Raw genomic sequence first — 20,114 nt, forward strand, 5'->3', positions numbered from 1 at the left:
GATGTAAAGGGTAACTCTCGCCAGCGACTACCAGACGAAGCAGAGCCTGGATCAGCCCGCGAATGGCCAGATCAGCCCGTGAATGGCCAGATCAGCCCGTGAATGGCCAGATCAGCGGAATCAGAGCGACCGAGGTAACACCGACGATGAGACTCATCGGCAAACCGACCTTCATGTAATCGGACACCTTGTAGCCCCCCGGGCCCATCACCATCAGGTTGGTCTGATAGCCCAGCGGGGTGAGAAAACTGGCCGAGGCCGCGAACATGATGGCGATCGCATAGGGCATCAATGAGACCCCCAGCTGCTCGCTGACTGCCATGGCGATCGGAAACATCAACACGGCGGCGGCGTTGTTGGTGATGATCTCGGTAAATAGTGTCGTGGTGAGATAGACGAGTGCCAGCATCAAAAGCGGCGAGCCGCCGCCCAGCTGCATGAGCTGGTCCGCCACCATCTGAGCTGCACCACTGTCAGTCATCGCCTGCCCCAGCCCCAACGCAGCGGCAATGACGACCAGCACGCTGCCATCGATGCTGGCTCGCGCCTGCGAGGCCGGGAGGCAACCGGTGAAGACCATCAGAATGGCGGCCGCCACCGCCGCCTCGACCAGCTCGGCCATGCCCGCCAGGTGCGTGATGATCATCAGAATCATGATGGCAAGTGCGATGGGCGCCTTGGTCAGATTGGGCATGCCATTGCCATCCAGCGTACTGACCAGCAGGAATTCGCGGTTATAGCGATGCAGGCGCGTGAAATCGGCAGCGGCTTCCAGCAACAGGGTGTCACCGGGGCGCAGCACGATGTCACCGACCTTGCTGTTGATGCGCTCACCATCACGTGACACGGCGAGGATCACGGATTGATAGCGAGTACGGAATCGCGCTTCACGCACGTTCATGCCGACGACGGGGGAGCTTGGGGCGATGACGGCCTCGACCATACGGCGCTGGTGGTGATCCAGATCCAGGCCTGCGGCGTCGCTCTCCAGCCCGCGGAAAACACGCACCTCATGCGCCGTGTCTGCCACACCGACGAAGATGAGGCGATCACCAGACTGGAGAATGGTGTCGGGGCCGACCATGGACAGCAGCTTGCCGGAACGCTCTATCTCGGCCAGATAACCGAATTGAAGACTGCGCAGGCCCGCCTCTTCGATGCTCTTGTCGTGCAGTGGCCCCTTGTCGGCCACTCGCATGGCCACGGAATACTCGCGACCATTGCCGAGCTGCTCGACCAGCCCCTTGCGCTGGGGCAGGAAACGCCAGCCGATCAATACCATCCACAGGGTGCCGATGATCAGCACAGGCACGCCCAGCGCAGAGATATCAAAGATGCCTAGCCCGGGCAGATTGGCCTGGGACTGCAGCAGTCCATCGACGACCAGATTGGTACTGGTGCCGATCAGGGTGCAGGTACCGCCGAGAATGGCGGCATAGCTCATGGGCATCAGCAGACGCGACGGCGAGATTTTCATGCGCGCACACCAGCCCTGAACCAGGCCGATGAAGAGTGCGACGACGGGAGTATTGTTCAGAAAGGCGCTGAGCAGCGAGGTAATCGGCATCAGGCGTGCCAATGCTGAAGAAGGAGAGCCGGGGCGCCCGAGGAGACGCTCGAGCATCCAGCGCAGCGCACCGGTTTCCTGAACGCCGGCGGCGACCACGAAAAGGGCGGCGATGGTCATGATACCCGGATTGGCGAATCCGGCCAGGAAGGTCGCCGGAGAAATGACGCCCAGCAGAATCAACGACACGGCAGCTGCCATCATCAGCCACTCCGCTGGCCAACGATTCCAGACAAGCCCTGCCAACACTCCTACCGTCACCACCAGGGTGACAAAAGCATCCATGTGCTGCGCGATTTCCATCTACTAGCGTTCCCTCGGCATCCTGCCGCTTCTTCTGGTCAAGCCCTGCGCTTCACGTTCATATGAAGCTCAAGCATTAATAAAAATGCATCACAGAGCATGGCACTTTAGCAGTAAAGCTATTACTGCTGAAGCATGCAGTGAAAAAGCTGACAAACAAAATAAAGCACAGGTTAATCATTTGCCTGCTACCAATATCGCGAGCAAAGACTTGATTGAATTCGTTCGTCACTTTGCGTACTTTCCCTATTTGCGGACCCTGAGTCAACGGTCTCACACGACAGCCTCATCAGTCGTGCTGAGTATCACGAGTAAGCAGTCACTTTTCATATCTGAAACGGACACCCTGCATGCTGAAGGCGGCAATGAACCAAGGATGGGGGCTTCTCATGCGTGCTCTGCCCTGCGCCTCTCACGCTCGGCACGAATCATCAGATATCACGAATGACGCGACCTCCGGGGGATCACTCTGTTTTTCTTCAGGTATTTATCGCCAGCCACTTCTTGCCTGCTTCATTCCCGAATTGCTGCCACTGACAAGATGGCGTACCCCCCTTTCATGTCAGAAAAATTACAACTCGCTCACCTTCAAGAATTTATCCTTCGCTGCCAGGCGGAGTGCCCCAACAGGTACACTGGGCGGAAAAAATGTAGGAAAAGAACGACATCCAGCAGCGAGCGAGGCTGATTCTTTGCCAGAACTCGGGGCATCGAAAAGGATAAATACTGCGCCAGAATTCGCGGGCCAGAAATCCTCGACAAATATCATGCGTGTCGTCGGTTGGGGACATAAACCTACTGCGAAGCGCGCGCGCCAATATGCACTTGAGCATGGGTTGCCCTACGTCGCATTGGAGGATGGTTTTCTGCGCTCCCTGACCCTGGCAAGCGCCGGTTACCCTGGCATGGCGATGGTGGTCGATCATCAGGGCATTTATTACGATGCGCGCCAACCGAGCGATCTCGAGCAATTGATCAATGAAGCGCCGACACGTCAGGGAGAGGCGTTGCTGGCCCGGGCGCGCGCGGCCATCGAAAGCCTGTGCATGCATCGCTTGAGCAAGTACAACCATGCACCAGAGCGCAAGCTCTCTACCCGCCAGCCCGGCGTGCAGCGACTTCTGGTCGTGGACCAGACTGCCGAAGATGCGTCTGTCATTGGCGGCATGGCCAGCCCAGAGACATTCCTTGCCATGCTGAGGGAGGCCTGTGCCATCGAGGGAGCCGAGGTGTGGGTCAAGGTGCATCCGGATGTGATCGCCGGCAAGAAGCGCGGCTATCTGCTGGAGGAGGCGCGCAAGCTTGGCTGCACGCTGCTGAGCGACGACATCAACCCCTGGTGCCTGTTCGAACAGGTCGATGGCGTCCATGTCGTGACCAGCCAGCTTGGATTCGAGGCCCTGATGGCAGGCCTGCCGGTGACCTGTCACGGCATACCATTCTATGCCGGCTGGGGCCTGACGGATGATCGGCAGCAATGTCCGCGCCGAGGCCAGTCACGCACGCTTGAGCAGGTATTTGCCGCGACCTATCTCGAATACAGCCGCTATGCCAATCCCTATACCTACCAAGCCGCGACGCTCGAAGAGATCATTCAGCTGCTTGCAGACCAGAAGCGAATGGCTACCAAGCTGGCAGGACGCTGGATAGCGCCGGGGTACTCGCGCTGGAAGCGTAATTTCCTGCCCGTCTTCCTGGGGCCCTTGGCGCACTGCGACTTCGTCAAAAGCGATGCCATCGCACTGCAGAAGCTGCAAAAGACAGCTGGTGTCACCATCGCGCATGATCCCCAAGCGATATCGCAGCGCGACCAACAGGCCCCACCCCCTAGCCGCGTGCTGAGCTGGGCGAGCCGAACAACAGCAGAGCTGGAATCCTCTGTCATTGCACAAGGAGGCGCTCTGTGGCGAATCGAGGACGGCTTCTTGCGCTCAGTCGGCCTGGGCGTGGATCTCACGCGGCCACTTTCGTTGATCCTCGACCCGCTCGGCATGCATTTTGACGCCAGTCGCTCAAGCGCGCTGGAGCAGTGGTTGATGCATCATGATTTCACCGATGCCGAGTTAGGCCGCGCACGCCAATTACGCGAGCGACTGATCACGTTGGGACTGAGCAAGTACAATTCAGAAGGTGATGAATTGCCTAACCTTCGCGCGATGGCCAAGGGCCGTGAGGTGATATTGGTCGTCGGTCAGGTGGAATCAGATGCCTCGATACGCCATGCCTGCCCCGGCATTCGTACCAACCAGGCTTTGCTTGAGGCGGCGCGGGAATTGCATCCTGAAGCTTACGTGATCTACAAGCCGCATCCCGACGTTGTGACAGGAGGACGTAATGGCAAGGTGGCCACAGAAGGCGGGGCGTACGATCTTGAATTGATCAGCGGCAATATCAGTCGATTATTTGAGCAAGTCGATCATGTTCACACGCTCTGCTCGCTCGCCGGCTTTGAAGCCCTGATACGCGGTGTGCCCGTCACGACCCATGGCCTGCCCTTCTATGCCGGCTGGGGGTTGACCAATGACCAGATCGTCTGCCCAAGACGGACGCGCACCTTGAGTGTGGATGCTCTGGTGGCTGGCTCTTTGATCGAGTACCCCGTGTATGTGGCCCCTGAGCACGGTCATTTATGCAATGCCGAGACAGTCGTCACGATCCTGGAACAACAACGTGACAAGCTTCGCAGGGGTACCTTGAAGCCTGCATTACCTTGGAAAACGCGTCTTTATCGAGTGTATCGCGCCCTATTCATCGGGAAGCATTGAATCATGCTACATGGACGTCTGGCATTGCCTCTCACCACTTCAGCTTCCGCCCTCATGCCCGCGGACGCTCGCGCGCAAGAGAGCCTTGGGGAACAAGGCACCTCACCGGCAACTTCCGTGGCTAGCGCGATCGAAAAGCTGCGCCAGCTCAAGATGTCGGATGATGCCATCCTGACACGCCCACCAGTTCAGCCCGACGTCTCGCGTGATGCTGAATTGCACACTACGGGACAGCCGCCCTCTGCTCACATCCGGCCGGGAGGCGGCCGTCGGCGCGTCTTCATGTTGCTCCAGGGGGTGTGTTCGCCCTTCTTCCTGCATCTGGCGAAAAAGCTCAAGCAGGATGGTCACGAGGTCATCAAGGTCAACTTCAACAGCGGCGACAGCTTCTACTGGCGTCATGACAAGGCATATGCCTATCGCGGCAAGCTTGAGGACCTGGGGGACTGGATCGCCGAACTCTGGCGCAAGCATCACGTCACCGATCAGGTATTGTTCGGCGACCGACGTCCGGTACATCGTGATGCCGTGCTCAAGGCGGAATATCTCGGCATTCGTACCCACGTATTCGAGGAGGGCTACTTCCGCCCCTACTGGGTGACGCTGGAGCGCGAAGGCGTCAATGGCCACTCCCTGCTGCCACGCGACCCTGACTGGTTCCGTGAGGCGGGCAAACATCTCGAAGATGCCCCCACGCCGCAGCGCTTCAAGGCGCCTTTCAGCGAACGCGCACGCCACGACATCACCTATCACCTGGCAGGAGCGGCCAATCCGCTGTTGTTCCCGCGCTACCGGCCGCACAGCATTCACGCCGTGCAGGAATACGCAGGCTATGCGACACGTCTGCCCTTGATGCGCTGGTACAAACGGCGTGATGCCAAGCGTATCGAGCAGCTGATGGGCAGTGGCGCGCCCTACTACATGCTACCGCTGCAGCTGAATACCGATGCCCAGATACGTCATCACTCGCGTTTCGCCAACATGCAGGAAGTCATCCAGCGGGTGATGAAGAGCTTTGCCCTGAATGCGCCACGCGGTGCGCGCCTGGTGATCAAGAACCACCCTCTCGACATGGGGCTGGTGGATTACCCGGGGCTGATTCGCTCATTGGAGCGCCGCTACGACCTGATCGGGCGTATCGTCTATCTGGAGAGCGGCAATCTGGAGAAGCTGCTGCAGCAGGCCAAGGGCATGATCACGGTCAACAGCACGACCGGTAACGTGGCGTTGCAGTATCGCTGTCCGACCTTCTGCATGGGTGACCCGATCTTCAATCTGCCGGGCCTGACCTTCCAGGGCTCGCTACATGATTTCTGGACCCAGGGCCAACGCCCTGACCCGACGCTCTTCCGACATTTCCGCAATACGGTAATTCATACCGTGCAGCTCAATGGCGGTTTCTACTGCAAGCCGGGCATGCAACTGGCCGTGGTGGGCGCGTCCAAGATACTGTGCGCCGAACGCTCGCCGCTGGAAAACATGTTGAGCCGCTGCTGAACACGCAAAAAGACTGCTGGACCACGCAACACTGGTGAGACACGCCAATGATGGCAGCCTCTCTCACCCGACCATAACGAGAAACGCAAGGGAACTGCCGACCTTCGGTGTCGGGATTCAAGGAGACCAAAGATGACGGCCATGCCCCCCCAGCAGCCAGAGCCCACCGACGCTGAGCGCACCGCTGCCACTCACCGAGCGGATTATCAACCAGCCGAGCATCGACCTGCAGAGAGCGACTCCAGTGCGCAAGCCGCGCAGGATGCCAGCCGTCTGCGGCGCGTCCTGATCACCGGTGCCACGGGAGAGATCGGCGGTGCACTGGCACGCGCCTATGCCGAGACGGGCACCACGCTGATCCTCACCGGCCGCAAGCAGCGCAGGCTCGATGCGATCGCAAATGACTGCCGCAAACTGGGCGCCGAGGTGGAATGCACGGTACTCAACCTGTGTGATGAAGAGACCTTGTTCACCTGGTTGGATGAAGTCTGCGCGCGCGGCGTGCCGGACATCGCCATCGCAAATGCCGGCATGAATACCGATATCGGCCCCCAGGGCAATGGAGAGCGTTGGGAGGATTCACGCCGCCTGCTGCAGACCAACGTGATCGGCACGCTGGGCATGGCCCATCAACTGGCCATGGCGATGAAGCAGCGCGGCAGTGGCCAGCTGGTGTTGCTCAGCTCACTGGCGGCCTGGCATGGCCTGGCATTGACGCCCAGCTACAGCGGCAGCAAGGCTGCAGTCAAGGCGTATGGCGAAGGCCTGCGCAGCTGGCTCAAACCCCACGGTGTGGGGGTCACCGTTGTCATGCCCGGCTATGTCACCTCACCGATGTGTGAGGCCATGCCCGGGCCCAAGCCCTTCGAGATGCCCCCCGAAAAAGCCGCACGCCGCATCCTCAAGGGCGCAGCGCGTAACCGGGCCCGTATCAGCTTCCCCTTCCCGCTCAATTTCGGGTGCTGGTGGTTGAGTGTCCTGCCCGCCGGAATCTCCCAACGCCTGCTCGGGTGGTTCAATTACACTCATTGATCGGGGCATGCCACCTACGCGCCACGGAGCGGGCTTGCGTCTTCATGAGCCATGAACCTGAGCGGTGAGTCTGAGTCATGAGCCGGCCGGCCATGAAAAACGGGCAATGGCTCAGCGTTTTTCCATTGTCATGACAATGAGTTAGCGTAATACCCCAGAACTTGCCACTGGGGTATACCCTCCAGGGTCAATGGGGAAGACGGTGGCGGCAACGCCTTGGCAACAGTTGGACACGCTGGATCGATCAGGATCTGGACACCAGAGCGCCTGAAATTACTGCGGCGAGGGGCCGGATTACCGCTCCCCTCGTCGCCATGGATCTTGATCAGGGTCGAGTACTCGACCGGACACTACACAGCCTCTGCGACGGCAGAGGCTAACGAGGTCGGCATTACATGGAGTTTGTCATTGCGTTTGTGTCTTTCATGGCCGGGCCACTGCTGGTCGGTCTCGGGTTGACGCTGGGGCTCGAGCATCTGCTGTTGAAACAGATGACGACACCGCCAGCCGCATTCTGGCGTCGCCCCGTCAGTGCCCGGCTGGCACATGTCGGGTACTGGTGCGCCAGCTGGTCACTGTGCACCTTGATCACCCAGCGGCCATGGTTCTCGCTGATCGTCGTCAATGCGCTGTGGCTGGTAGTGCTGCAGGTCAGCCACACCAAGTACGTGTCGTTGCGCGAACCCTTCCTCAGCCAGGACTTCGAGTACTTTACCGACGCCATCAAGCATCCGCGCCTGTATATCCCCTTCTTCGGCATCGGGCTGACCATCGCCGCGACCACGGCAGGGGCGCTGGCGATCGGTCTGGGGCTCTGGCTCGAACCCGCGCTGGGCTTCTCCGCCGCCTACTCAGGCAATGCCGCTTTGTGGCTGGTGCCGTTGATCAGCGTACTGATCGGCGCGAGCCTCCTGGTCTACGCCCTGGGCAACCGTCTGGCCAGCAAGGTGATGCTGGTCCCCGAATTCGACCTGAGTGAGCTGGGCATGGTGCCCTACCTGCTGGCCTATGCGCGGCTGGCGCGTCGCCCACTCACGCCGCAGCACAATCCCCTGGATGAGGGAGAGCGCGAACTCGACGCCACCTTGCGCGAACTCGATGACAAGAGCGCCACCAGGGCGCTGCCCCATGTCGTCAATGTGCAAAGCGAATCCTTCTTCGATGCTCGCCGCGTCTACCCCCAGGTGCGTGATGACCTGCTACCGAACCTGGACCGCTGCCACTTCACCGCCCTGGCCCAGGGACTGCCGTGCGGTCGTCTGGCCGTGCCGGCGTGGGGCGCCAATACCGTGCGCACCGAAACCGCCTTTCTGACGGGCCTGACCGCCGAGGAACTCGGCGTGCACCAGTTCAACCCCTACCACCAGCTGGCGCGTCGCGCCGTGCCCAATCTGGCCGCCAGCTACAAGGCAAGGGGCTATCGCACGCTATGTATCCATCCCTATCCCGGCAGCTTCTATCTGCGCAATCAGGTGCTGAAACAGCTCGGCTTCGACGAATTCCTCGACATCGCCCACTTCAGCGATGCCGACAAGAGCGGCCAGTACATCAGCGATGCCGCCGTGGCGGCCAAGGTCGAAGACTGCCTGCTGGAAGCCGGCGACACGCCGTTGTTCATCCAGGTGATCACCATGGAGAATCACGGCCCACTGCACCTGGAAGCCTTCGACAGCACACGTCTACCGGAGTGGTATGAAGGAGACCTGCCGGAGAACTGTCAGGAACTGGGCATCTATCTGCGTCATCTGGTGAATGCCGATGCGATGATCGAACAGCTCACCACCGCGCTGGCACGACTGCCACGCGGCGGGCTGCTGTGTTTCTATGGAGACCATGTGCCGATCATGCCCGAGGTCTATACGACCCTGGGCGAGCCCAATGGCGTGACCGACAGCTTCATCTGGTCCAGCGCCCTGCCGGAGTCCGACGACACTACCCGTCAGACCATGGCGGCCGTGCGCGACAAGGACCCGGAGCTGATGGAGTGGGCCCTCGATTGTGAAGGGCCCTTCAAGACTGACGAGCAATGCCGCAAGGGCGACCCGCGCGTCATCAATATCGATACATTAGGAAGTGCGCTGCTGAAGGCGACCGCGAAACATGCTCGCCACAGTGCCGTGACTCAGAAGTTCAGGAGCTTGTCATGACTCGACGCGTTGCCATCATCGGCGCAGCCAGCCGTTTCCCCGGCACCACTCAGACCACCCTGTGGGACGATCTCCTGGCCGGCAAGGACATGGTGACCGAAGTCGCCGACGACCGCTGGAGCAAGGACTCTCTCTCGCACCCGGACAAGAAAGCCCCGGGCATGAGTTACAGCTTCGCCGCAGGTTCACTGGGCGACATCACGGGCTTCGACCCGGCCTTCTTCGGCATCAGCCCGCGCGAAGCCGCCAGCATGGACCCCCAGCAGCGCATGCTGCTGGAGATGAGCTGGGAAGCCATCGAGCACGCCGGTATCCCGGCCGAGAAGATGCGCGGCTCACGATGTGGCGTCTTCATGGGCATCGCGAGCCTGGACTACTCCTATCGCATGGCGGATGACCTGAGCGCCATCGGCCCGAATACCGCGACCGGCAATACCTCCAGCGTAGCCTCCAACCGCCTGTCGTATGCCTTTGACCTGCACGGCCCTAGCCTGTCGCTGGATACCGCCTGCTCCTCCTCGCTGGTCGCCTTCCACCAGGCTTGCCAGTCGATCAGGAGCGGCGAGACCGACATGGCACTGACCGGCGGCATCAGCCTGCACCTGCATCCGTACGGCTTCCTGATCTTCTCCAAGGCCACGATGCTGTCGAAGACCGGCCGCTGTCAGGTCTTCGATGAGGCCGGTGACGGCTATGCGCGCTCCGAAGGCGGCGGCGTCTTCCTGCTCAAGGATCTCGACCAGGCCATCGCCGATGGCGACCGCATCCTCGCAGTGGTGGCCTCTTCGGTGGTCAATACCGACGGCTACAAGTCCGGCCTGACCGTGCCCAACCCGGCGGCGCAGATCCAACTGATGGAGCAGGCCTGCGAACAGGCCGGCATCACTCCGGACGAGATCGACTATCTTGAGGCCCACGGCACCGGCACCGCGGTCGGTGACCCGCTGGAAACCCGCGCCATCGGTGCCGCCATCGGCCAGAAGCGCACTAGCCCGCTGCCGATCGGCTCGATCAAGAGCAACATGGGTCACCTGGAAACCGCCTCTGGCGTGGCAGGCTTGGCCAAGGCACTGGGCGTGATCACGCACCGTGAAGTGCCGGCGACGATCAAGATCCAGCGTCTGAATCCGAAGATTCGTAGCGACGAGTGGAATCTGGATATCGTCACCCAGCCGCGCAAGCTCAAGGCGGAAGGTCGCCTGGTCGTCGGCGTCAACTCCTTCGGCTTCGGTGGCGCCAATGCCCACGTGCTGTTGGAAAGCGCCCCCGAACAATCGGTAGCGCAACCGAACACTGAAGGTGAACAGACGCCGCCGCTGCGCCTGAGCGCCCGTTCCCCACAGGCGCTCAAGCAATCCGCACTGGAACTGGCAGAGCACCTGCGTGAGCTCGCCGCCCACGACATGGCGCCCAGCCTCTACGATCTCGCCTGGCAGCTGGCTGCCCGCCGCGAGCACCATGTGCATGGTGCCCTGCTCAACGCAGATAACTTCACCACCCTGCTTGAGGACCTCGACACCCTCGGCAGCGAAGGGGGTCTCGGCGACCATCCGCGCATCACTCTGGCGGACCGTCTGCCGGCATTACCGAGCGTCAGCGACAATGGTGCTTCACCGCGTGCCACGACGAATGCCCCGGCTCCCGCACAGGAGCGCGGCCCGGTGTTCGTGTATTCCGGCAATGGCTGCCAGTGGGCCGGCATGGGCCGTGCCCTGATGGAAGAATCCCCCAGCGTGCGCGCCTGCCTGGAGCGCCTCGACGCCGCCTTCCGCGACTTCAATGGCTTCGAGTTGCTCAAGGAGCTGGACGGCAGCCTGAGCGAGAAAGGCGAAAATCGTCTGGACGCCACCGAGATCGCCCAGCCGACGCTGTTCGCGCTGCAGGTCGCGGTCACCGAGTGGCTGATTGAGCGTGGTATCCGTCCTGCTGCCGTCACCGGTCACAGTGTCGGCGAAGTCGCTGCCGCCTGGGCGAGTGGCGCGCTGACGCTTGGGCAGGCCACCCGCGTCATCTTCCAGCGCAGCTACCACCAGGGGCGCACCCGTGGCACCGGCGCGATGATGGCCGTCGGCCTCGGCGAGTGCGAGATGCGCGAATGGCTGGAGCAGCCGCAATGGGCCTCGCTGTCACTGGCCGGCATCAATGGCCCGCGCGGCACCACCCTGGCCGGCGAGCGTGAGCTGCTGGAAGCGTTGAGCAAGGAGCTCTCCGCCCAGGGCACCTTCGCGCGGGTACTGGGGCTTGACTACGCCTTCCACAGCCCGGCGATGGACCCGATCAAGTCCGGCCTGCTTGAATCCCTCGACGGCCTGACGCCCCGCGCCACCCATACCCCGTTCATCTCCACCGTCACCGGCAGCGTCATTGCCGGCGAGCAGCTGGATGCACGCTACTGGTGGGAAAACATCCGTCAGCCGGTCATGTTCGAGGCCGCCATCACCTCACTGGTCAACTGGCACGCCGATGCGGAAGAGAACACTGCCCTCGGCCGCCATCGCCTGCTGATCGAGATCGGCGCGCACCCGATCCTGCGCAGCTACCTGAACGACATCCTCAAGGCGCGCAGTGAAGAAGCGCCCGCCGGCCAGGTGCTCGCCAGTCTCGATCGTCGCCACGCCGGAGTAGATGCCCTGGTGCATCTGCGCGGTCGCGTGCTGCTCTCCGGCGCCGTCGACATCACCGGCCTGTTCCCGGTCGCCGGCCAGTTCGTCGAGCTGCCAAGCTACCCGTGGCAACGCATCCCGTGCTGGATCCAGACCACCAGCGAAAGCCAGCGTCTGCTGGATCGTCATTACGTACATCCGCTGCTCGGCTATCGTCTCGCCCAGCAACGCCTGACCTGGGAAGCCCAGCTCGATACTCAGAAGGTCGCATGGCTGGCCGATCACCAGGTCGGCGAGAGTGCCGTCTTCCCGGGAGCCGGCTATCTGGAGCAATGCCTGGCCGCCGCCTACGAATGGCAGGTCGCCAGCGCCGATCCGGACAGCCTGCCCGACGTGCTGGACCTGGAAGACTTCGAGATTCGTGCCCCGCTGCTGCTCGATGACAGCACACTGCGTCTGACACGCCTGTCACTGGACAGCGCCAATGGCGCCATGCGTCTGGAGAGTCGTGAGACACGAGCGGAAGATGCCGACAAGTGGAATCTGCACGCCGTGGCGCGCGCCTTCACCGCCACGCGTGGGCGCCTGCTGGAGCGAGCCGCCCCGGTCATGCCGACTCGCGCTGCCGATTTCGGTCGCGATGAGCACGTGGCGGCTGCCGCGCAACTCGGCCTGCATTACGGCCCGCATTTCCGCGCCGCCGAGCAGATCTGGGTCGACGCGGGCGCCGACCATCACGCCGCGGGCACTGCGCGTCCACAAGTGCTGGCCCGTTTCTCGCTGACCGAGGAAATGGCCAGCCAGGACGCCGTCTTCCACCTGCACCCCGGCGTGCTCGACAGCGCCTTCCAGCTGTTCATTCCGCTGCTGGGCGTGCTCAAGGGCCAGATGGCGGCAAGCAATGGCATGGCCTTCGTGCCGATACGCGTCGGACGCCTGCAGGTGCGTGAGCAGGTACGCGCCTCGCAGATCGTCACCGCACGTGTGGTGCTGCGCTCGCGTGGCCCGCACTCCCTGTGCGCCGACTTCGAGCTGTTCGACGCCGAAGGCCGCGCCGTAGCGGTTGCCGAAGAGGCCCGCTTCCGCGCCGTACGACTGGGACGTGATGGCACGGCGCATCTGGATTACCTGGATATCGAACTGACTGCCGCACCGCATCCGCTGAGTCCGCGCCCTGCCGCCGCCCTGGCGCTGGAGTCGCTGGTCGCCGAGGCGATGGCGCCTGAGCTTGCCTGCAGCGACGACACCACTCATCCGCTGGCAGACAGCCAATGCTTCCGCGATGAGCTGGAGCCGCTGCTCGACAGCCTGATGCTCGCCAGCGTCCACGAGACCCTGCTGCGTCACGCCGCACCGGGCGACCCGGAACTGGCTCATCTTGATCACGAGGCGCTGTCGCGCTGGCAGCGCCGTTGCCCGCTGTTCAGCCGTGCCCTGCTCGACTGGGCCGAGTCACAAGGCCTGACGGAAGCACTCGACAGCGGCGACTGGCAGATCAACTCGCTGGACCTGCCCGCCGCCAATGACATCTGGCAGCTGCTGGTACGTGACTATCCGGGCCAGTTCCCGCTGACGCATGCCGCCGGTCGCCTGCACCTGCATCTGGACGAGTGGCTCAATCGCGGCATGCCGTTGGACGGCACTCCGTTGGGCGGCACCCCGTTGGGCAGCAGGACCACGCCGGATAGCAAGGACGATGAAGCGGCAGCAGACCACGAGGCGCTGCTCTCGACGGATGCCAGTGCCGCGCTCGAATATCTGCGCCAGCCGCTGATCCCGACACTGCTCAAGACGGCGGTCGGCAATGCAGGCTGGCAGTGGTTGAGTGCCCAGCTCGATCAGCGCATCAGCAGCGCACTTGCCGCTCTGCCGGCCGGCCAGCGCCTCGATGTGCTGGAGCTGGGTGCCGGCGGCCCCTGGCTGGGCCAGCGCCTCGCGACACTGCGCGAGGCGGATGCGCGCAACGGCTGCTATGCGGCGCTGGATTACCGCTTCGTGGCCGCCAGTACCGGCGCCCTCAGTGAAGCCAATCGCCTGCAGGATGACTTGCCACTGATCGACGTGATCGCGGGCGAGGCCTTCCAGGACACTGCCACGACCCACAAGACGCAGCTCGCCATCGTGCATCTGGACTTCGAGGCACCGTCACAGGCGCGCGAGCTGCTGACAGCACTGATCGCCCGTCTGGCCCCCGGCGCGCAGCTGCTGCTGTGTGGCTGTGAACCGGCGGCCTGGGCCGGGCCGATTCTGGCTCTCGACGATGGTGAGCAGCTGCGCAGTCATCCGGGCATTGCGCAATGGCAGCGTCTCTTGACCCAGCTGGGCCTCGACATCGAGTCACCAGCGCCTGCCAGCGATAACCTGGGTACTGAAACATCAGGCGCCTGGTGGCTGTCCGCGACGCTTTCCACTCAGGCATCGCTTGCGGCTCTGGCACCGCTTTCGGAAGTCGCTGAAGACCAGACGGCGGCAACTGATTCAGTCGAGAGTGAAGCAGGGGCAAGCCAAGCCGCCAAGCTCTCCATCGCGTTGCTGGATAGCCCGCAGGCACCGGCGGATCAGGCACTGATGACGCGCTTGAGTGACTCGCTGGACACGCGCGGTCATCAGGTCAGCCATCAGCGCCTGTCAGCCACTCTTCCAGCCGACGTATCCGCACTGATCGAGCAGCTTGGCGACGTTGATCACCTGATCGCGCTGCCCAGTGCTGCGGCGACAAATGAGCAGAACGGGACGGATCACACCAATGCTCTCCAGTGCGCTCGCCAACAGCTGCTGACGCAGGTCGCCCAGGCCTTTGACAGCGCCCAGGAGCAGGACGACAGCCGCCTCGCCCCGACCTTGTGGGTGCTGACACATGACGTGGCGACGCTATGGCAGACAAGCGACTCCCCCGCCGCGACTCCGCCGGCGGATGCGGCCAGCTGGGGCTTTGCGCGCAGTCTGGCCAACGAAAGCCAGTCACTGGCCATTCGCCTGCTGGATACGCCGACGCTGGAGAGCGATGCCGTCAGCATGCCTGTCTTGTTGGACGCGCTGGTGCAGGAACTCGAAGCACCGGATCACGAACAGGAAGTGGTGCTGGATGCCACTGGCGCGCGCTTCGCGACACGCCTGCGTCAGGTGGCGGCGCCTCGGCAGGCCGCTGGCGCAGAGAATGCCTGCTCGCAGGCATCAGGAACCCAGCGACATGGCGTCAGCCTCGGCTTCAGCCAGCCTGGTCAATTGCGCAACCTGGAATGGCAGCCTCGCATTCTGCCCGCCGTGGCAGACGGCGAAGTCGAAGTGCGTGTCGAGGCGACCGGCCTCAACTTCCGCGATGTCATGTACACCCTCGGCCTGCTGTCGGATGAAGCCATCGAACACGGCTTCTCCGGCCCGAGCTTGGGACTCGAGTTCTCCGGCATCGTCACTCAGGCTGGCGCCAATGCCGAATTCAAGGTCGGCGAGCGTGTGGTCGGCTTCGGCCCGGCCAGCTTCTCCGACCGGCTGGTGATTGCCGACACGGCGCTCGCCCATGTGCCTCACGGCGTCAGCCTGGAAGCCGCGGCGACCATCCCGACAACCTTCTTCACCGTCTACTACGCGCTCAAGCATCTGGCACGACTGGAAGAAGGCGAGAAGGTACTGATTCACGGCGCTGCCGGCGGCGTGGGCATCGCGGCGCTGCAGATCGCCGAGTGGCTGGGCGCCGAGGTGTTCGCCACCGTCGGCTCGCCGGCCAAGCGCGACTTCCTCGCGCTGATGGGCATCGACAACGTCTATGACTCGCGCAGCCATGGCTTCGCCGAGGATATTCTGGCCGATCTCGCCGCGCGTCAGCAGCGCGATCCGTCCGTCGATGCCCGTGGTGTCGATGTGGTGCTCAACTCGCTGGCCGGTGAAGCCATCGCCCAGAACCTGCGCGTGCTCAAACCGTTCGGGCGCTTCTGTGAGCTGGGCAAGCGCGACTTCTACGAGAACACCCCGATGGGGCTGCGTCCGTTCCGCAATAACTTGAGCTACTTCGGCATCGATTCCGATCAGCTGATGAAGGAATGCCCGGGCCTGACCACGCGTCTGTTCCGCGAGATGATGGCCCTGTTCGAGGACGGCACCCTGGCACCGCTGCCATACACCACCTTCGATGCCAGTCAGGTGGTCGAGGCCTTCCGCTACATGCAGCAGGCCCGCCAGATCGGCAAGGTCGTCGTCACTCAGCGCGCTGCCGAACACGTCGCTGAACAGACAAATGCAAGTGCGGTGGCGGGAGCTAGTACAGGTGCAATGTCCCGTCAGCCCGACGCGCTAGCGGCCAATCAAAAGACACTGACGATCGACCCGGCGGGCAGCTATCTGGTCACCGGCGGTCTGGGCGGCTTTGGCCTGCGCAGCGCCGAGTGGCTGGCCGCGATGGGCGCGCGTGAGCTGGTACTGCTCGGGCGCTCCGGCGCGGCCAGTGAAGAAGCGCAGCAAGGTGTCGCGCGTCTCGAGGCCCGGGGCGTGAACGTACATGCGCTGGCCTGTGATGTCGCCGATGACGCCGCGTTATCAAAGGTGTTCGCACGCTTCGGCAAGTCCGCTGACGCCGATGGCATCGCCCCGCTCAAGGGCATCATCCATGCCGCTGCGGTGATCGATGATGCGCTGATTCGCCATCTCGATGCCGAGCGCATCCAGCGCGTGATGACGCCGAAGCTGGAAGGTGCGCGACTGCTGGACCGCCTGAGTGCCGAGCATGCGCTGGACTTCTTCGTGCTCTACTCCTCAGCCACCACCCTGTTCGGCAACCCGGGGCAGAGCGTCTACGTGGCGGCCAACCACTGGCTGGAAGGGCTCGCCGCCCACCGTCGTGCGCGTGGCCTGCCCGCCACCTGCGCACGCTGGGGCGCGATCGAGGATGCCGGCTTCCTAGCACGCAACGAGAAGACGCGCGAAGCACTCAAGAATCGCCTCGGCGGTGATGCGCTGATGGCAGACCACGCGCTGGCCTGTCTCGGCGGGATGATCAGCGCGGATCAACACGCCCAGCCACTCGGCTTGCCGGGACGCTCGCTGGGCGTGCTGGAACTGGACTGGGGCGCGCTTGCACGCTTCCTGCCGACCGCCGCCACGCCCCGCTTCGAGGAAATCGCCCGCCGCGCCGGTGAAGATGACAACAGCCAAGCGCAGCAGGATGATATCGCCGCGGTACTGGCGGGCTTGAGCGGCGAAGCGCTGCAGACCGCCATCGTCGAGATTCTCAAGGGCGAGCTGAGCAAGATTCTGTTGATCGACGCCAGCGCCATCGACGTCAACAAGAGCGTCTACGACATGGGCTTCGACTCGCTGATGGGGGTCGAGCTGATGACGGCGGTCGAGGCACGCCTGGGGATCAGCATTCCGGTGATGATGATCAGTGAAGCCGCCACCCTGTGGCGACTCGCGGAGCGCCTGATGCACAAGATGGGCAATGCCGACGGCGAGGAAGCCGAAAGCAACGCCGAAGACCAGGCCATGGCGCAGCTGGTGAAGCAGCATGGCGGCGAGACGGCGACGATGACAGAGCGGGGAGAGATGGTCAGCAAATAAACGTAAGTGATGGCAAGGCACCAGGCCCCCGTCTGGTGCCTTGCCGTTATCCATACCGAGTTTTATAAGGCCGTACTCACATCAATAGAAAATGATCTTGACTCTGGAGTTAGGGATAAATTTTGCTTGCACCTGAAAGCCTCGCAAGGTCAACAGACATATTTTACTGCCATGGCGCGCCTCAAAGCAGAATTGACTTGAACCAGATCATGGTCGTTTTCGTGCAATCACGCTGCTATTAGCTATACGCATATCCTTATGCGAAAGCCTTGGAGGGCGTCCGGGACGCTGCTGCCCTTCAGAAGTCCTGCTCCTTAATCTTCTACTTTGTGGTCAATTCCCAGCTCACGCCTAATGCAGCTGCTTGCAAAAACTCCCTCCCCTTCTTTTTTGAATGAATTCACACGGTTGCGCCCGCCCATTCTCCTCTAGGGTGACCACTCCCCTCTGTCACACCGATCCCTTTTCCAACAGATATTAACTCTAACCAGATATCACTATATACGCTCAAACCTCTTAGTCTCACGAATCATGCTGAGTGCAGCCTCGTCTCGAAAAGAACCATTAGTGAGCTTAGCTTATTTTTCTTGCCCATATAATCAATAAAGCAGCCTCTCCGTTTATTATTCGTTAACGGGAGGGACTCAAAAAATATGTCTTGTCGGGGGCTATACCTCATCTTTTAGTCTAATAACAAAACATGAGCAAAGAAGTTCTCGAAACGCCACAAAGTAACCTTACAAAACCCAATGACACATTATGGATACATAAAACCTAATATGCCCTCATAAAAACACACGAAATTTCCAAATTGACAATCTGCGTTACAAAAAACAAATGCCAAAAAAATCTTAATACACTATATATAAACGATAATTATCACATATGGCCGAGCAATTTGAGAAGAAAAATCAACAATCAAGAAAAGCCTAGTAGTACTGATGCAGATCAATATTTATGATCGATCATCAGGGGATCTGAAAGAAAATACTCAAGGGAGCACAGCCCATGTCAATCAATGCGAAGGTTGCTAACCATAGTGGACTTGGACTGCAAGATACCGTTCTAGAGCAGGTAACCGAGGTAAGACTCAACGAAGCATCAGATGTTTCTTTAGACATTTCACCACAAGATATCGCGAGCCTTTCACGCTCCGGCGATGACCTGGTTTTGATGCTGCAGAACGGTGAAGTCATCACCTTGGATGGCTTCTATATCGACCCACAAGAACAAAGTCACCTCTACCTAGAAGGTGATGAGTTCGCGGGCGATATTTTTCGTATTGACATGGCAAGCACTTCACCGGGGAACATCCCCTATGAGGCGATCCCCGTAGAGAACACCATAGAGTCAGCAGTATTGGGGGTACCCTTCGGAGCGACAGGTACGACTCTATCGGCACTGGGTGTCATCGGGGCTACCGGTTTGATGCTAGGAGGCGTGAACTCAGGCAGTGGAAATGACGAGGACTCAAACACGTCAGTTTCCCCCGATGCTCCGATCATCAGCTCAGTCGCTGACAATGTTGAACCTAGCACCGGCGAGCTCGAATCTGGATCCGATACCAACGACACGACTCCAACGCTGATAGGCACTGCCGGCGCCGATAGCTCTGTTGCTATCTATGATGGCGACACCCTGCTTGATACCGTCGACGCTGATGGCAAGGGTGACTGGTCTCTAGAATTGACCGCCCCTTTGACCGAAGGGGAACACAGCTTGACGGCAGTGGCGACGGACCCGGAGGGCAATATAAGTGATGCTTCCGACGCATTTATTATCATCATCGATACTCTGCCCCCTGCCGCACCTGAGCTGGAAAATTCTGACGGCACCACTCTCACTGGTACCGGCGAGCCTGGCTCAGCCATCACGGTCACCAACAGCGATGGTGATGTGGTCGGTGAGACGGCGGTGGATGATGATGGAAACTTCACTCTCGACCTATTTCCGGAACAAGAAGACGGTACCGAGCTAACAGCTACTGCGACAGATGGAGCAGGTAATGAAAGCGAGTCTTCTGCCCCAGTAACAGTAGATGCAGCTGCTCCTGAAGCCCCGCTCATAACCGCTGTGAATGACAACGCCGAACCAGTTACCGGCGAGCTAAACTCTGGTGATAGCAGTAATGACCAGACGCCGACCCTGTTGGGTACAGCGGAAGCAGGCAGCTCGATCGCAGTCTATGACGACGATACCTTACTCAAGACTGTTGAAGCAGATACTGCTGGCAATTGGAGTCTGGAGCTGAGCGAGCCTTTGGCTGAGGGCGAACATCACTTATCCGCCGTTGCAACCGACGCTTCAGGAAACGTCAGCGATCCATCTGATGCTTTCGTAATAACCATCGATGTCACGGTACCGGAAGCCCCGGTACTCGAGCCGAGCGATGGCACGACCCTCGTCGGCACCGGTGAGCCGGGTGCGACCGTCGACATTACCGACGGCGACGGCAATATCGTCGATAGCGTCGAAGTGGACGAAGACGGCAACTTCGAAATCACTCTCAACCCGGCGCTGGAAGACGGTACTGAACTGACCGCCACCACGACCGATCCGGCAGGCAACACCAGTGGTCCGTCCAACCCCGTCACGGTCGATAGCAACACCGACACCACCCCGCCGGCCGAAGGCGAGAACAGCATCGCCT

Annotated in this window: 7 protein-coding genes; 6 read left to right on the plus strand and 1 reads right to left on the minus strand. The window is 61.2% G+C overall.

Translation table 11 applies throughout. From position 1 onward, the window contains the following. Nucleotides 1-91 precede the first annotated feature (91 nt). Nucleotides 92-1,852 carry an SLC13 family permease gene (locus QQF40_RS16840; protein WP_285462004.1) on the minus strand — a complete coding sequence of 587 codons (1,761 nt, stop codon included), beginning with the start codon at nucleotides 1,850-1,852 and terminating at the stop codon, nucleotides 92-94. Between the two features lie 368 nt (nucleotides 1,853-2,220). On the opposite strand from QQF40_RS16840, the gene QQF40_RS16845 reads away from it, so the two are divergent. The 6 genes from QQF40_RS16845 to QQF40_RS16870 all read left to right on the plus strand — a co-directional run. Beyond that, on the plus strand, nucleotides 2,221-4,635 hold the full coding sequence (locus tag QQF40_RS16845) for a capsule polysaccharide biogenesis protein (protein ID WP_285462005.1): 2,415 nt from the start codon (nucleotides 2,221-2,223) through the stop codon (nucleotides 4,633-4,635). Nucleotides 4,636-4,752: 117 nt separating this feature from the next. Beyond that, nucleotides 4,753-6,132 carry a capsule polysaccharide biogenesis protein gene (locus QQF40_RS16850; protein ID WP_285462006.1) on the plus strand — a complete coding sequence of 460 codons (1,380 nt, stop codon included), beginning with the start codon at nucleotides 4,753-4,755 and terminating at the stop codon, nucleotides 6,130-6,132. 132 nt (nucleotides 6,133-6,264) lie between these two features. Then, nucleotides 6,265-7,164 (plus strand): SDR family NAD(P)-dependent oxidoreductase, encoded by a 900-nt coding sequence (locus QQF40_RS16855; protein WP_285462007.1) that lies wholly within the window; start codon nucleotides 6,265-6,267, stop codon nucleotides 7,162-7,164. A gap of 395 nt (nucleotides 7,165-7,559) precedes the next feature. Then, a complete protein-coding gene (locus QQF40_RS16860; protein WP_285462008.1) occupies nucleotides 7,560-9,311 on the plus strand; it encodes an LTA synthase family protein in 1,752 nt (583 codons plus the stop codon). Beyond that, on the plus strand, nucleotides 9,308-17,464 hold the full coding sequence (locus QQF40_RS16865) for a type I polyketide synthase (protein WP_285462009.1): 8,157 nt from the start codon (nucleotides 9,308-9,310) through the stop codon (nucleotides 17,462-17,464). The genes QQF40_RS16860 and QQF40_RS16865 overlap by 4 nt, the downstream gene beginning before the upstream one ends. 1,008 nt (nucleotides 17,465-18,472) lie before the next feature. After that, a partial coding sequence (locus QQF40_RS16870; protein WP_285462010.1) for an Ig-like domain-containing protein occupies nucleotides 18,473-20,114 on the plus strand: 1,642 nt, incomplete at its 3' end.

The sequence above is a fragment of the Cobetia sp. LC6 genome, from assembly GCF_030264805.1.
In the GTDB taxonomy this organism is placed as follows: Bacteria; Pseudomonadota; Gammaproteobacteria; order Pseudomonadales; family Halomonadaceae; genus Cobetia.

Bases quoted from the DNA above. Each gene is read 5' to 3' on its own strand.
- QQF40_RS16855 (WP_285462007.1), top strand. From the start codon at position 6,265: ATGACGGCCATGCCCCCCCAGCAGCCAGAGCCCACCGACGCTGAGCGC.
- QQF40_RS16845 (WP_285462005.1), top strand. From the start codon at position 2,221: ATGCTGAAGGCGGCAATGAACCAAGGATGGGGGCTTCTCATGCGTGCT.
- QQF40_RS16865 (WP_285462009.1), top strand. From the start codon at position 9,308: ATGACTCGACGCGTTGCCATCATCGGCGCAGCCAGCCGTTTCCCCGGC.
- QQF40_RS16840 (WP_285462004.1), bottom strand. From the start codon at position 1,852: ATGGATGCTTTTGTCACCCTGGTGGTGACGGTAGGAGTGTTGGCAGGG.
- QQF40_RS16860 (WP_285462008.1), top strand. From the start codon at position 7,560: ATGGAGTTTGTCATTGCGTTTGTGTCTTTCATGGCCGGGCCACTGCTG.